Genomic DNA, 13,670 nt, shown 5'->3' with positions numbered 1-13,670 from the left:
CGGCCGGCGCTGCACCTGTCGAGTGCCGGCCAACTTCACCCCTGGCGAAGCTCCGCTGGCGGAGGTTGCACCATTGGCCTGTCGGGAACAGCTCGGAAGCGAGTCACGGGCAGGCTGTCCGGATAATTCTTCTGGATGTAGGTGATCATCGCTTCGCGCACAAGACAGCGCAGATTGAACTGATCACTGGAGTTGGACGCGCTTAGGAGAAAGCGCAGCTCCATAGTGTGGGCATCAAGGTTCGTCACCTGCACAATTCCCACTTTACGATCCCAGATGGGAGACGCCTCGAGCACCCGGTTGAACTCTGCGCGCAACGGCTCGATGGGGATGCTGTAATCAACGTAAACGAATGCAGTTCCCAGCAGATCGGCACTGTGGCGGGTCCAGTTCTGGAATGAGTTCTCGATGAAAAAACTAAGCGGTACAATCAGGCGCCGCAGATCCCAGATAGCAACGACCACGTAAGCGGTGGTAATTTCCTCAATACGTCCCCACTCGCCATCGATCACCACCACATCATCAATTCGGATTGGCTCAGTGAGGGCGATCTGAATACCTGCCAACAGGTTTGAGGCAGTGGATTTAGCCGCGGTAGCGAGTACCAGGCTGGCCAATCCTGCGGATGCCAACAACCCTGCGCCATAGTGCCATATCTGCGAATCGCGGAAGATCGACAGCACCAGCCCAAGATCAATCAGGATGATGATGCCGATTGCGAGCCGGCGGAGCACCTGAAGCTGGGTACGGACGCGGCGAGCACGGAGATTATCGCTGACATGGATGTCGTACCGCAGCACCATGATGTCTTCCACCATGTACACCGCGGAAACGGCCAACCAGCCCAGCACGATCAGCCAGAGAATGCCTACCGTGCGCCCCACTATAAGGCGATACGGGCCAAGCACACTCAGGAACGGAAGTGCGGCCCCGACGCCAGTGAGAACGACCATCCACCGCGCGGGACGCTTGAGCCGCTGTACGACGACCAGCATCCTGGAGTGTTCTATCGTCTTCGCCAGTTTGAAGCGGCCAAGCACGCGAAAGACAATGTCGTGCAAGGTGAGGCCAACCACAATTACCAAACTAAAGATGACTACGCTCAGCACCCACTCATGCCCATGTGAGTGAAACATCCGCTGGACCTCCAAAATGGCTGTTCGAGAAGCTTTCCTCGCTAGGAAGATGCCCACAAACGCAGCAGAGGTTTGTCAAAGGAGTAAATGAGGGAGACGAGAGGAACACTATCCTCGGCTTCAGGATTTGGAGCGAAGATATTTCCCGCTCTTGCCGCCTGATTTCCGCTCAAGTTTTATTTCGCGGATGACAATCCCTTTATCCAAGGCCTTGCACATGTCATAAACCGTGAGGGCTGCAACGGAGGCCGCAGTGAGCGCCTCCATCTCAACGCCCGTCGGGCCGGTGGTGGCTGCCTGCGCGCGAATCGCTACACCGTCCTCGACGATAGTCGCCGAAACATCAATGAAGCTCAACGGCAACGGGTGACACATTGGCACCAGCTCGGATGTCCGCTTCGCAGCCTGGATGCCGGCGAAACGGGCAACTTCAAGTGGATTTCCTTTGGGGTTAGACGGCAGGGCGGCTAACACGGCAGCCGAAAGAGCTACGAAAGCCGAAGCCTCGGCTTCACGCCGAGTCTCCGGCTTACCGCTCACATCAACCATCGCAGCGCGCCCTGCATCATCATAGTGGGAGAGTCTGCTCATGCAATCAGACTAAACCGCAGAAGCAGCCAATGACTCCGCAAGTGAATTTTCACGCTCCACTTGACCGATACACTCTTCGAAAATATCGAGAGCAACAGAGGCTTCCTGCTCATTGACGATAAGCGGAGGAGCAAGCCGGATGGATGTTTCGCCGCATCCCAGGATCAACAAGCCGCGTTCAAAAGCCAGTTCTACGATCCGATCACGCCATGCACCTGCAACCTCTCTCGTCGCCTGATCCTTGACGATCTCGATGCCGATCATCAACCCGCGTCCGCGCACATCGCCAACCACCGGATGCCTGGAAGGCCATGTTTTCAGGCGAGTCATCATCTTCTCGCCGATGACGCCCGCATTGGCGACTCCCTCACGCTCCAGAACATCCATTGTCGCAAGCGCCGCGGCAATCGAAACCGGGTTGCCGCCAAAGGTCGAGGCATGCGAGCCGGGTTTCCAGTCCATGATCTCTGCGCGAGTCATGCAAATACCGAGCGGCATTCCTGACGCGATTCCCTTCGCCATACAGACGATATCGGGCTCGACGCCCGTGTGCTCGATGGCCCACCACTTGCCCGTCCGTCCTGCGCCAGACTGCACCTCGTCGGCCACCAGCAGAATGCCGTATTTGTCACAAATCCGGCGCAACTCCTGCATGAAAATCGTCGGCGCAACCACATAGCCGCCTTCGCCTTGAATTGGTTCGACAAAGATCGCGGCAACCTCTTCCGGCGCAAGCGTCGTCTTGAAAAGCTTCTCTTCGATGTAGCGGGCGCAACCAAGCGCGAAGGCTTCTTCGCTCTGCGGGCCACCGCTGCAGCCGCGATACGCATAGGGATAGCGGACATGCGTTACGCCGGGAACCAGCGGCGAAAAGCGCCTCCGCTGCTGGGGCTTCGAGGCGGTAAGCGAAAGGGCTCCCATGGTGCGTCCATGAAATGCCCCGAAGAAAGCGATGATATTCTGGCGGCCCGTATGATAGCGCGCAATCTTCAGCGCGCACTCCACGGCCTCTGCGCCCGAGTTGCCGTAGTAGAAGCGGTGCGGCCCCTTCATGGGGGCAACTTTCGATAACCGCTCTGCAAACGTAACCAGCGACTCGTAGTAGAAGTCCGTACCCGACATGTGGATCAGTTCGGCTGCCTGCTCCTGAATTGCCTTCACTACCTCGGGGTGGCAATGACCGGTGGATGTAACGGCGATGCCGGCAGCGAAATCAAGGAACTCATTTCCATCAACATCCTCAACCCGCACACCGCGGCCGCGTTTCGCAACCATTGGATAGGAGCGCGTATAACTGGGCGAAATCAGCCGGTCATCTGCTTCAACAATCGATTTGGCCTTCGGGCCAGGAATGGGGCCCTTCAACTTCGGGCCAAACTTCTCAAATAATTCAGTCGTGCTTTGCATAGACGTCTCCTGTCTGGGGCCACATAGGCCGGTGGTGTGTGCACTTCTCAGGATTGATCAGATGGGTCTTCTTCCGACGAGGACACAGCGACGGGGCGTGCCTCGGGCAGCGGCGACTAATCGCTGCCGAAGAGACTAGGTCGCGTACGTGTAGGCAGCACGCGGAGATGCTTTCTGGGAGAAATCATGCGCGCGAAGGACCTGCTCCAGCGCTTCTGGCTGGGGGTACTCTCCGGTATCTGACAACTTGCACGCATGGGAGCCTTTGCCGATGAGCTTAGCACGTCAAAATGCGAATCGGAAGTGAATTACGCATCTTCCCGCCGGCGACCCACGTCCGCGCCAGTTTCAGCCGCTCAATGGATGGTACGCATCTTGCGCTGCATGTAGTCCATAAGCAAATATTCTCCCAGCCGGTCGGGGGTCGTGAAATAAGCCTTGCCGCGACACATCGCCGTCACCTTCTGAACAAACTGCATCAGCCCGAAATCGGAGGCGAGCATGAACGTATTGATCATGATGTTCGACCGCTTGCAACGCGAAACCTCCTCCAGCGTCTCAGAGACCACCAGGGGATCAAGCCCAAAGGCATTCTTATAAATACGCCCGTCGGGCAGGGTCAACGCAGACGGCTTGCCGTCGGTAATCATGACGATCTGCTTCATGTCCTTACGCTGCCGGTCGAGAATGCGCTGCGAGACTCGCAGTCCCTCGCGCGTATTCGTATAGTACGGACCCACCTTTACCCGCGCCAACTGAGAAATCGGCAACTCTTCCGCTGAGTCGTGAAAGAGCACCAGAGAAAGAGTATCGCCGGGGTATTGCGTTCGGATCAGGTGCGACAGGGCCATGGCCACCCTCTTCGCCGGGGTAAAGCGATCCTCGCCATACAGGATCATTGAATGCGAGCAATCGAGCATTACCACTGTCGCGCACGAACTCTGGTACTCGGACTGATGCACATGCAGATCGCTGTATTCGATATTGAGAGGGAGTCCGATGCCCTCGCGCGCGATAGCCGAACTCAGCGTAGCCGTGGTGTCGAGGTTCAGCACATCGCCGAACTCATAGGGCCGTGAGGCTCCATTCGATTCAATTCCGGTGGCAAAGTGCCGCGTGTCATGGCGTCCATAATTCGACTTTCCGAGTGAGCCAAGCAGGTCTCGCAGCGTCTTGAAACCGAGAAAGTCGAGACTCTTATCGGTGACTTCGAAACGAACCTCTCCTTCGCCAACTCCTGCCTGCCCCGGCGATTGCGCCGCGCGCGAAGGATCGTCGGACTGCTGGACATTGATGTAATTTTCCTGCTCCATACGGTCCATCAACTGCTCGATCAACTCATCCAGCTTGCCATCGGCCGACATGTCGTCGATCTTCTGCTGCATCTGCTGGTCGAAGACTTCGCCGGACTCCAGCGCTCGCCGAAGCGCCTCCCGCAGATCTTCCATGGTGTGGTCGAGGTCCTGGAACTCCATGAGCGGATTTTGAAAGCCTGAATCGAGCAGATAGTCGGAGAGCTTCTGGAGCAGGTCGTCCATGCTCATCTCCGAGGCCAGATCGCCGTTGTATTTGGTATAGCGGACGCGTTTCATGGCTCGACTCTCCTGTGGCTATGGTAACGCGCAGCAGCAAATCGGCGGACAACAGGAGGGAAGCCGTTTCATCCCAACACAAATTTCAGAAAAGAGGTGTCTGCCGACGCGGGAGTGGCAGACCGAAGTGCTCATAGGCGAGCCGGGTCGCCACGCGCCCGCGCGGCGTGCGATCGAGAAATCCAATCTGGATCAGGAAAGGCTCGTAAACCTCTTCGAGCGCATCCTGCTCCTCGGCCAGCGTCGCAGCCAGAGTGTTCAGCCCCACTGGGCCCCCGTCATACTTTTCGATGATTGTCAGCAGCAGGCGTCGGTCGAGTTCGTCGAAGCCATGGGCATCCACTTCGAGCATCTTCAGAGCCTGCTCCGCCGTTTTACGGTCGATGACGCCCGTTCCTCGCACTTGCGCATAATCCCGCACGCGCCGCAGCAGGCGATTGGCGATACGCGGTGTTCCGCGGGAACGCATGGCGATCTCCGCTGCGCCATCCTCGTCGATCGGCACGTTCATTACCTCCGCGGAGCGGCTGACAACGAACCGCAGATCGTCATCCGAATAGAACTCCAACCTCAGCAGGATGCCGAATCGGGAGCGCAGGGGCGAAGACAGCAGACCCGGCCGCGTGGTTGCCGCAACAAAGGTAAACGGTTTGATATCCATTACATGGGTGCGCGCTGCGGGGCCCTGGCCGATGATGATGTCGAGCTTGTAGTCCTCGAGCGCCGTATAGAGTTTCTCTTCGAGCACCGGCTGAAGACGGTGAATCTCATCGAGGAACAGCACCTGCCGCTCGCGCAGATTCGTCAGTATCGCCGTCAGGTCGCCCTGAATCTGCAGCGCTGGTCCGGATGTCTGTTGAAAGCCGACGTCCAGTTCATTGGCGATGATGGTGGCCAGCGTCGTCTTACCCAGGCCCGGCGGTCCGAAGAGAAGGACATGATCGAGCGCCTCACCGCGAGACTTCGCCGCTTCAAGGGCGATGGCGAGCTGCTCCTTTGCCTTATTCTGGCCGATAAATTCGGACAGCTTGCGGGGGCGCAGCTTCAGCTCAAAACCGCTCTCGTCTTCATCGCGAGCCGCGGAGACGAGCCGTTCAGGATTGTTGGGACCGGATGGCATTTTCTTCTTCGGAGTGTAGCGGGTACGGGTGGACCGAGGCAAAGGGTACACTTTGCTTGATGGCAAAGAAGCATGAACACATCTACGGTAAGGGGCACCTGCACCTGATTACCTGCACCAGCTTTGAGCGCCAGCCCCGGCTAGGGCTGGAAAAACATCGCGATGTCTTCGCCCGGCTGCTTGAAGAAGTACGAGTAAAGTTTCGCTTTGGTATTGTCGGCTACGTCGTCATGCCGGACCACTTCCGGCTGCTTATGCGTGAACCGGAGATCGATACTGCTGCGAACTCTGTCGAAATGATCGAACAGCGCTACCGGCGCCGCTACAACAACTCCGCCCGCAGCGTGGAACAGGTGTGGGAGAAGCGCCACTCCGACGAACATGTTTTCGGGGCTGAGATGATCGCTGCCCGTCTGGCATCCATGCATCAGGAGCCGGTCAGAGCCGGGCTGGTGGAAACTGCCACGGACTGGAAGTGGAGCAGCGCCCGCTTCTACGCCGGGCTGCCTGAGGGAGTAATAACGGTCGAAGCAACAATCGAGGTCCCTGTCCAGGGAACCGCCCCGATACCGGGCCAATGAAGATAGAATGGCGGAAAGCAATGTACACCGCCCAATCGACCACCTTCTGGCGCTCGGCAGTCCTGGCCGCAGCTATTGGCTTCTCCTTATGCGCTTCTGCGCAGACACCTGCACAAGCAGCTCCTCCGCAGACTGCGCCTGCGTCTAAGCCGGCACCACAGGCCATGCCTGGGGCTACACCGCAGCAGGGCCAACTGCCACCTCAGAGCCAGAATCAGGCGAACGATCAGCAGTTCACCATCACTGCGCAGGCCAACGAAGTCGATCTCATCTTTACGGTAACCGATAAGCACGGTCGCTTTGTCAAAGACCTGAAGCAGAGCGACTTTGCCCTGCTCGATGACCAGAAGGCGCCAGCGCAGGTTTTCAGCTTCACCCAGCAGACAAATCTGCCTCTGCGTGTCGGCATACTGATCGACACCAGTACATCGATCCGCCAGCGCTTTCAGTTTGAACAGCAGGCTTCGAGCGAATTCCTGCTGCAGATCCTCAAGCCGCAGTTCGATAAGGCTTTCGTGATGGGATTTGACGTAACGCCGGACTACAAGCAGGGCTGGACCAACAATCTCGACCTGCTCGATACCGGCATTAATGCCCTGCGACCTGGCGGCGGCACCGCCCTCTATGACGCACTCTACAGTGCCTGCAGGGACAAAATGCTCGACGTCGCACGCGGCCAGGAACCGGTGCGCAAGGCAATCGTCCTGGTCTCCGATGGAGATGACAACCAGAGCCACGCCTATCTCGATGACGCAATCAAGGAGTGCCAGCGCGCTGCGACGATCGTCTATGCAATTTCAACGAATGTAAGCCCCAGCCGCGACCGAGGCGACGATACACTGCAGAAGATCGCCGACGCCACTGGCGGACGCGCCTTCTTCCCGAAGCGCATTGAAGACATGCCCATCAGCTTCCAGAACATCCAGGATGAGCTGCGCAGCCAATATGCGCTCGTGTACAAGCCCGCCGACTTCGTTGCAAACGGCGCTTTCCGCTCTATCTATCTTTTCTGCCTTGATCGCAGATTTCAGGTTCGAGCTACAAAGGGCTATTTCGCGACAAAGCAGTAGGACTTCCTAGGGCTTTCAACCGGCTACTGGCTCCATGACCCGCTTCTATGGTGGATGACCACTAGCCGTACGGAAAGGGCAATCGCGCCGCCCAGAAACGTACAGAATGCCCGACGTTCTGCCGTCAAGTTGGCCGGCATATTAGCCAGCGAGAGCAGGAAGACAACATAGGCGGTCAGGAACAGCGTAAACAATCCATAATTTACGTTGATCATTCCATAGGAAAGCCACGCGAACAGGACGATGAAGAAGGCAATCTCTACCGTCCCAGGCTGCAGTTGCCGGATGAAAAGACTTACCAACACCGCACCGGTGATCGTCCCCAGGGTGCGGGCAAGTGCCCGGCTGACTGTATCCACAAGGCCGGGCTTGAGCACCAGCAGGGCAGTCATTGGGATCCAGTAGCCGCTCGAGAAATGGACTCTCTGGTAAATCTCCGTACAAATGCCTAGGGTTGCTGCCAGTCGCAGCGAGTAGGGCAGGGCCGCGTCCTGCATTTCTCCACGTCCCAGCGAGCGGAAGGCTTCAGCCAGCATCGCACGCATCTCTGTCTCTTCCGAACGGATATATCCCCCCAGCGCTACGAGATCAGATTTAAGTTGGCCGAAGATGCGCAGCAACAGGCTTGAACAGATGATCTGGACTGCGCCACCGGCAAGCTCCAACAGCGAACGGACCGCTGCGGCCTTCACTGAGAAGGGAAAGGCCGAGGCAACGAGCAGGGTGACGACACATTGCTGGCCAACCCAGCTATATCCTGCCTGTCGTTTTGATAGCATCCCGTAGCCGAATCCCCAGAGCGCCGCAAGAATGACCAGCACAAAGCTCTCATGGCTGGCGATCATTCCAAAGAAAGTCGAGAGGCTCATCCCTAAGGAGACGAAAATCATAGGCAGCAGGCGAGAATCATCGATACTCTGCTTGGCGCCAAGACCAACGGTCATCGCGCCACTTCCAGCAATCAGCGCCGCTCCGGGGTGACCGGCAGCCAATCCAGCCCCCAGGCAAATCGCGGTCGCAACTGAAAAAATCCAGTCGGATCGAAAGGAAGATTTGCGCCAATCGAAAACAAGACTATCCGCCAGGTAAGGGGCAGCATGGGGCATAACTGCGGTGGCTGTTGATCTTTCTTCGGGAGGCATACGTTTTAGGATGGCACAAAGGCCCACCAGATCGCTTCCAGAGACAGCTCTTTGAGCGGGGAAAATGCATCCATTTAAGGTGACGGATGCGAGCAGACTCCTTCAATCTCGACCGCTTTGTGCAGGCCCAGCTGCCTGTCATCCGTCAGGTGCGTGAGGAGTTGCGCGAGGGCCGCAAGAGAAGCCACTGGATGTGGTTTGTCTTTCCTCAAATTAAGGGACTGGGAGAGAGCTCGATGTCAGCCCGGTTTGCCCTTCAATCCCTGGGGGAAGCAACGGCTTATCTACAACATCCCACCCTGGGCCCCAGGCTTGAAGAATGTACCCAGCTTGTTCTTGATTTGGAGGGGCGCAAGGTGGAAGAAATTTTCGGCTATCCCGATCATCTGAAGTTCTGGTCTTGCATGACAATCTTCGCGCTGGCAAGCCCCGAAGATTCTCTCTTCAGGGCTGCCTTGAGGAAGTACTTCAACGGCCAAATGGACCCTGAGACCGTCGAGCGCATGTAGATCCCGGCCTGCGGGGACAGGCCGGGACGGAATTTACTTTGTATCGAGCCCGCGATATTTAAGCATGGGCTCTATACCCGGCGTCGAACCGAGCCACGCTGCATACATCTTCGCCAGGTCCTCCGTATTTCCGCGTGAGAGAACCATCTGCCGGAAGCGGTCACCATTGGCGCGCGTCAGGCCGCCATGATCCTCAAACCACTGGTAGGCATCATCGTCCAGCATCTCGCTCCACAGGTAAGCGTAGTAGCCAGCTGCGTAACCGTTACCCCAGATGTGCATAAAGTAGCTGGAACGATAGCGCGGCGGTACATAGCTGACATCGATATGGCTGCGCTTCAGCGCTTCTGTCTCGAACTTATCAGGCTCCTGAAGCGGTGCGTCTGCTGAGAGCGTGTGCCACTTCATATCCAGTTGGGCGGATGCCAATAACTCCGTGAGTTTGTAGCCCTCATTGAAGGTTTCCGCCCTCTTGATCTTCGCAGCCAGTTCAGCGGGCATCAACATACCCGTTTTGTAGTTGCGGGCATAATGGTTGAAAACGGCTGGATAAGTTGCCCAGTGCTCATTGAACTGCGACGGGAACTCCACAAAATCGCGCGGTACAGCTGTTCCTGACAGACTCGGGTATTCGGTATTTGCGAACATGCCATGAAGAGCGTGACCGAACTCGTGGAACATCGTGGTCACATCGGTAAAGCTGATAAGGGCAGGTTGGCCCGGCGCAGGCTTGGTGAAGTTGGCTACGTTGAAAACGACGGGGAGTGTACCGAGCAGCTTCGACTGAGGAACGAAGCTGTCCATCCACGCGCCACCGTTCTTGTTATCGCGTTTGAAGTAGTCACAGTACCAGAGAGCCAGAGGCTTGCCGTCGGCGTCATAGACTTCGAAAACACGTACATCCGGGTTGTATGTAGGGATGTCCTTATGCTCTTTGAAGGTTAACCCGTAAAGCTGATGGGCAGCATAGAAGACACCATTCTCCAACACATTGTCCAGTTCGAAGTAAGGCTTTATCTGTTCCTCGTCTAAATCGTATTTCGCCTTCCGCACCTGCTCGGGGTAGAACTCCCAGTCCCACGGCTCTAACTGGAAACCTCCCCGCTGCTGGTCGATAAGCGCCTGAATATCTCTGGCTTCGTCCTCGGCCTTGGCGGTGGAAGCGGGAACCAGCGCGTCCATGAACTTCAGCGCCGCTTCAGGGTTCTTCGCCATCTGATCTTCAAGCTTCCAAGCAGCGTAGCTTGGGAACCCCAACAGCTTTCCCTTTTCTGCGCGGAGTTGGGCCAGCCGCGCAATGATGGCCCGGGTATCGTCGGGCCCGCCGCGTTCGGCACGATTCCAGGAGGCCTCGAACAGTGCCTTTCGAGTCGTCCGATCGCTCAAGGCTGCCAGGTCTGGCTGCTGAGTCGTGTTCTGCAGCGGCAGGAGCCAACCCTGCAGCTTACGATCCTTGGCTGCTTCAGCAGCAGCGGCGAGCTGCGTCTCAGACAAGCCGGCGAGGCGCGACTTGTCTGTTGTGGCGTATGCGGCATCCTTGGTTGCAGCCAGCAGCTTGTTGATGAAGTCGTTCGAAAGCGTGGACTCTTCTTCGTTGAGCCTCTTCAGCTTCGCCTTGTCAGCGTCTGAGAGATTAGCCCCGGCATGTACGAACTGCTGGTGGTAGAACTCCACCAGACGCAGTGATTCGGGATCCAGCTTTAGCGAATCGCGGGCCGTATAGATCGCCTCAACCCTGGCAAAAAGATTTGTATTGAGGAAGATAGCGTCATTATGAGCGGCCAGCTTCGGGGCCTCGACATCCTGCACCTTTTGCAGTGCAGGGTTCGTGTTCGCGCCCGTGACAGCGCCAAAGACAGCCATGACCCGGCTTAAGAGCTGACCGCTCTTTTCGAGCGCGACCAGGGTGTTATCGAAGGTTGGCGGGGCCGGATTGTCTGCGATTGCCTGCACCTCCCGGATCTGCTCGACCATGCCCGCTTCAATAGCTGGCTGGTAATCACTATCTTTGATCCTGTCGAAGGGTGGAGCATGAAAGGGTAGCGTACTCGGCGCATAGAAGGGGTTATCAGGGCCGAAAGCTGAATTGGAGGCGGCCGCGGGTATCCCGCTGACTCCAAGCGCAATGGCTCCGGCTAGAATCGAAGTGCTCATTCGGGAAAGTCTCTTCCTTGTTCCTGGCTGTGAAATCCTGCACATCTTTGAGTTCCATCCTGAGTAATGCTCTCATTGTATGAGAGACAGCCACTGCCCCAACTCTTTGGCCATCGCCCTTTTCCTCTGCCACAGATACAATAGTGGCTTGGTGGCTGCTCCGCAGCCTCCGTCGAGTTTTCAGGAAGAGAGCAGAGAAGCGAGCGGATGAATTACGAGAAGTTCAGAACCACAGCAACACCCATGGGCAGCACTCGATCGAAGACCTGCAGCAAGTTCCTGATAGCTGCTCTCTGCCTGGCAGCGCCTTTAGCTATTTCGGCCCAGACTCCAAGTTCGATCTCCGATACCGCCCAAAGCCAGGCCCGCGTGGCAACCCGGACAGAACTGAGGGTTTCGACCAGCAAGAATGGCTCGAGCACTGAGGGCGTCTTCACGGTGAAAGTGCTTGATGCAACCGGGGAGCCGGTAACGGATGGATCGGTAAGCATCCTGAGCGGTAGCCAGTCGCTGGGCTCTGCACTGGTCAGCGCCGACGGGACAGCCACGGTAAACGTCAGCAATCTACCCGACGGGAACCAAAAGATTACTGCAGCTTACGATGGCGGCAGCAGTCACACAGCCTCGCAGTCTTCCTTTTCCCAAGTAAGCGCCGATGCGAGTGGAGCACCGACCTTCACGATTACCGCAAATCCAACCTCGGCCACGGTCACTGCCGGCCAATACGCCAGCTACGTGGTGACAGTCACGCCGCAGAATGGCTTCAACGAATCGATCACCCTCACCTGTGGTGCAAATCCGCCTTCGACAACCTGCACTTTCTCGCCGACCTCTGTAGTGTTCGCAGCCCCGCCTGCTGGCAGCACGACCCCCGCTCCGGTGAGCAGCACCCTACAGATTCAGACTTTGGCTCCTTCAGGAAAATCGCTGAGCGGAAGCCTCGTGCCTACGGGCGGCAACGGCACGATGCTCGCGATCCTGCTCCCAGGTGGCCTGCTGCTGGCAGGTCTGGGTCTTCTGAGGCGTAAGGATACGGCAGCTCTTCGCTACTTCGGGTTTGTGCTGCTCTTTGCCGCGAGTTGCACGGGGCTCACGGCTTGTAATCAACGCTGGGGCTACCTGCACCAGGGTCCGTTCCCCAATACAGGCACCCCCACGGGCAACTACTCGTTTTCGCTGACCGGCTACGGCAATAACGGCAGCGCCGTTACCACGCAGACGATCGGCCTTACGCTGATCGTGAAGTAGACTTCAGGCCCCGGGAGTCAGCAGAATCTTGCTGGCCTCCCCGGCCCTGAGCAGTTCCATCCCCCGCGCAAATTCGTGCATCGGCAGCCTATGGGTGATAACCGGGGATAAATCCAGCTTCCCTGCTTTCAACAGCGCTTCCATCTGATACCACGTCTCATACATCTTGCGGCCATTGATGCCCTGCACCACCGCGCCCTTGAAGATGATGTCTCGCGCAAAATCAATCTCAACCGGTTGAGACGGGATGCCCAGCAGCGACACGCGCCCCCCACTGCGCAGGATCTCAAACCCCAAGCGCATGCCCTCCGCATGGCCCGACATCTCCAGGACGACATCCACTCCCAGTCCGGCGGTGCGCTCGTGAATAAAGCCAACCACATCATCTCCCGCAGGATTGAGCACGGCATCGGCAGACATCTTCCGGGCAAGCTCGCGGCGGTGCTCGTTGACCTCTATGGCATAGACGGCGGCAGCGCCACAGGCCCGCGCTACTGCTATGGAAAACAGACCAATGGGCCCGCAACCTGTAACGGCCACTGTCTTTGCCGCAATGTCACCCGCCAGCACTGTATGCACAGCATTGCCCAGCGGATCGAGAATGGAAGCATATTCGCGCGGAAGGGCCGGATCGAGCTTCCAGATATTCGTCTCCGGAATGGTTACATACTCCGCAAAGGCCCCATCGGAATCCACCCCGATGATCTTCACGAACTGGCAGATGTGCGCCTGTCCTGTGCGGCATTGCAGGCATTTCCCGCAGGCCACATGCATCTCGGCAGAAACAAAATCGCCCTCGCGTACAGCGGTGACCTCGTTGCCGACTGCGGTAACCACGCCACAGAACTCGTGGCCCGGGACCAGCGGCGGCTTGATTCTACCCTGCGCCCATTGATCCCAGTTATAGATGTGCAGGTCTGTTCCGCACACCGACGCACTTTCCACTTTCACGAGCACATCCCGAGGTCCGAAGGCTGGAATCGGCACCTCGCGAATCTCCACGCCAGCCCGAGCTTCGGCCTTTACCACCGCCTGCATCATCTCCGCCATACTTCTCCTTACGGCATATAGACCGCAAAACAGCTCAGTTTATCAGCATGGTGCTGCCTGCCGAGAGGCG

At 57.5% G+C, this 13,670-nt stretch carries 12 protein-coding genes; 4 read left to right on the top strand and 8 right to left on the bottom strand.

Annotated features, from left to right (window positions below):
• Positions 1-35: 35 nt before the first annotated feature.
• The 5 genes from C7378_RS15550 to ruvB form a co-directional block, all read right to left on the bottom strand.
• Positions 36-1,136 (bottom strand): mechanosensitive ion channel family protein, encoded by a 1,101-nt coding sequence (locus tag C7378_RS15550; RefSeq protein WP_131998799.1) that lies wholly within the window; start codon positions 1,134-1,136, stop codon positions 36-38.
• 120 nt (positions 1,137-1,256) lie between these two features.
• Positions 1,257-1,727, bottom strand: a complete 471-nt coding sequence (gene moaC, locus C7378_RS15545; RefSeq protein WP_131998797.1) for a cyclic pyranopterin monophosphate synthase MoaC — start codon at positions 1,725-1,727, stop codon at positions 1,257-1,259.
• Between the two features lie 9 nt (positions 1,728-1,736).
• Positions 1,737-3,134 (bottom strand): acetyl ornithine aminotransferase family protein, encoded by a 1,398-nt coding sequence (locus tag C7378_RS15540; protein WP_131998795.1) that lies wholly within the window; start codon positions 3,132-3,134, stop codon positions 1,737-1,739.
• A gap of 356 nt (positions 3,135-3,490) precedes the next feature.
• Positions 3,491-4,726 (bottom strand): vWA domain-containing protein, encoded by a 1,236-nt coding sequence (locus tag C7378_RS15535; RefSeq protein WP_131998793.1) that lies wholly within the window; start codon positions 4,724-4,726, stop codon positions 3,491-3,493.
• A gap of 85 nt (positions 4,727-4,811) precedes the next feature.
• Positions 4,812-5,846 carry a Holliday junction branch migration DNA helicase RuvB gene (ruvB, locus tag C7378_RS15530; RefSeq protein WP_131998791.1) on the bottom strand — a complete coding sequence of 345 codons (1,035 nt, stop codon included), beginning with the start codon at positions 5,844-5,846 and terminating at the stop codon, positions 4,812-4,814.
• A 59-nt stretch (positions 5,847-5,905) separates the two neighbouring features.
• On the opposite strand from ruvB, the gene C7378_RS15525 reads away from it, so the two are divergent.
• Together C7378_RS15525 and C7378_RS15520 are read left to right on the top strand one after the other, a co-directional pair.
• Positions 5,906-6,427 (top strand): transposase, encoded by a 522-nt coding sequence (locus C7378_RS15525; protein ID WP_165876844.1) that lies wholly within the window; start codon positions 5,906-5,908, stop codon positions 6,425-6,427.
• A 20-nt stretch (positions 6,428-6,447) separates the two neighbouring features.
• Positions 6,448-7,497 (top strand): VWA domain-containing protein, encoded by a 1,050-nt coding sequence (locus tag C7378_RS15520; RefSeq protein ID WP_131998787.1) that lies wholly within the window; start codon positions 6,448-6,450, stop codon positions 7,495-7,497.
• A gap of 23 nt (positions 7,498-7,520) precedes the next feature.
• Here the strand turns inward: C7378_RS15520 and C7378_RS15515 are convergent, their stop codons facing one another.
• Positions 7,521-8,603: an FUSC family protein gene (locus C7378_RS15515; protein WP_165876843.1), complete on the bottom strand. Its 1,083-nt coding sequence runs from the start codon at positions 8,601-8,603 to the stop codon at positions 7,521-7,523.
• 122 nt (positions 8,604-8,725) lie between these two features.
• Here C7378_RS15515 and C7378_RS15510 point away from each other — a divergent pair, with 122 nt between their 5' ends.
• The gene (locus tag C7378_RS15510; RefSeq protein ID WP_131998783.1) at positions 8,726-9,148 is read left to right on the top strand and encodes a DUF1810 domain-containing protein; all 423 of its coding nucleotides are present in this window, start codon (positions 8,726-8,728) and stop codon (positions 9,146-9,148) included.
• A gap of 33 nt (positions 9,149-9,181) precedes the next feature.
• Here C7378_RS15510 and dcp read toward each other — a convergent pair whose 3' ends face one another.
• On the bottom strand, positions 9,182-11,302 hold the full coding sequence (gene dcp / locus C7378_RS15505; RefSeq protein ID WP_131998781.1) for a peptidyl-dipeptidase Dcp: 2,121 nt from the start codon (positions 11,300-11,302) through the stop codon (positions 9,182-9,184).
• Between the two features lie 207 nt (positions 11,303-11,509).
• Between dcp and C7378_RS15500 the strand changes: the two genes are divergently transcribed.
• Positions 11,510-12,550: an Ig-like domain-containing protein gene (locus tag C7378_RS15500; RefSeq protein ID WP_131998780.1), complete on the top strand. Its 1,041-nt coding sequence runs from the start codon at positions 11,510-11,512 to the stop codon at positions 12,548-12,550.
• Positions 12,551-12,553: 3 nt separating this feature from the next.
• Here C7378_RS15500 and tdh read toward each other — a convergent pair whose 3' ends face one another.
• Entirely contained in the window at positions 12,554-13,600 is a 1,047-nt protein-coding gene (tdh, locus tag C7378_RS15495; protein WP_131998778.1) for an L-threonine 3-dehydrogenase, read from the bottom strand.
• Positions 13,601-13,670: the final 70 nt, after the last annotated feature.

The organism is Acidipila rosea (genome assembly GCF_004339725.1).
Lineage (GTDB): Bacteria > Acidobacteriota > Terriglobia > Terriglobales > Acidobacteriaceae > Acidipila > Acidipila rosea.
This window is presented reverse-complemented; position numbering and strand designations above follow the sequence as displayed.

Coding starts and splice junctions, on each gene's coding strand:
- C7378_RS15550 (WP_131998799.1), bottom strand. CDS start 1,136: ATGTTTCACTCACATGGGCATGAGTGGGTGCTGAGCGTAGTCATCTTT.
- C7378_RS15535 (WP_131998793.1), bottom strand. CDS start 4,726: ATGAAACGCGTCCGCTATACCAAATACAACGGCGATCTGGCCTCGGAG.
- moaC (WP_131998797.1), bottom strand. CDS start 1,727: ATGAGCAGACTCTCCCACTATGATGATGCAGGGCGCGCTGCGATGGTT.
- C7378_RS15510 (WP_131998783.1), top strand. CDS start 8,726: ATGCGAGCAGACTCCTTCAATCTCGACCGCTTTGTGCAGGCCCAGCTG.
- ruvB (WP_131998791.1), bottom strand. CDS start 5,846: ATGCCATCCGGTCCCAACAATCCTGAACGGCTCGTCTCCGCGGCTCGC.
- C7378_RS15540 (WP_131998795.1), bottom strand. CDS start 3,134: ATGCAAAGCACGACTGAATTATTTGAGAAGTTTGGCCCGAAGTTGAAG.
- tdh (WP_131998778.1), bottom strand. CDS start 13,600: ATGGCGGAGATGATGCAGGCGGTGGTAAAGGCCGAAGCTCGGGCTGGC.
- C7378_RS15515 (WP_165876843.1), bottom strand. CDS start 8,603: ATGCCCCATGCTGCCCCTTACCTGGCGGATAGTCTTGTTTTCGATTGG.
- C7378_RS15500 (WP_131998780.1), top strand. CDS start 11,510: ATGAATTACGAGAAGTTCAGAACCACAGCAACACCCATGGGCAGCACT.
- C7378_RS15520 (WP_131998787.1), top strand. CDS start 6,448: ATGTACACCGCCCAATCGACCACCTTCTGGCGCTCGGCAGTCCTGGCC.
- dcp (WP_131998781.1), bottom strand. CDS start 11,302: ATGAGCACTTCGATTCTAGCCGGAGCCATTGCGCTTGGAGTCAGCGGG.
- C7378_RS15525 (WP_165876844.1), top strand. CDS start 5,906: ATGGCAAAGAAGCATGAACACATCTACGGTAAGGGGCACCTGCACCTG.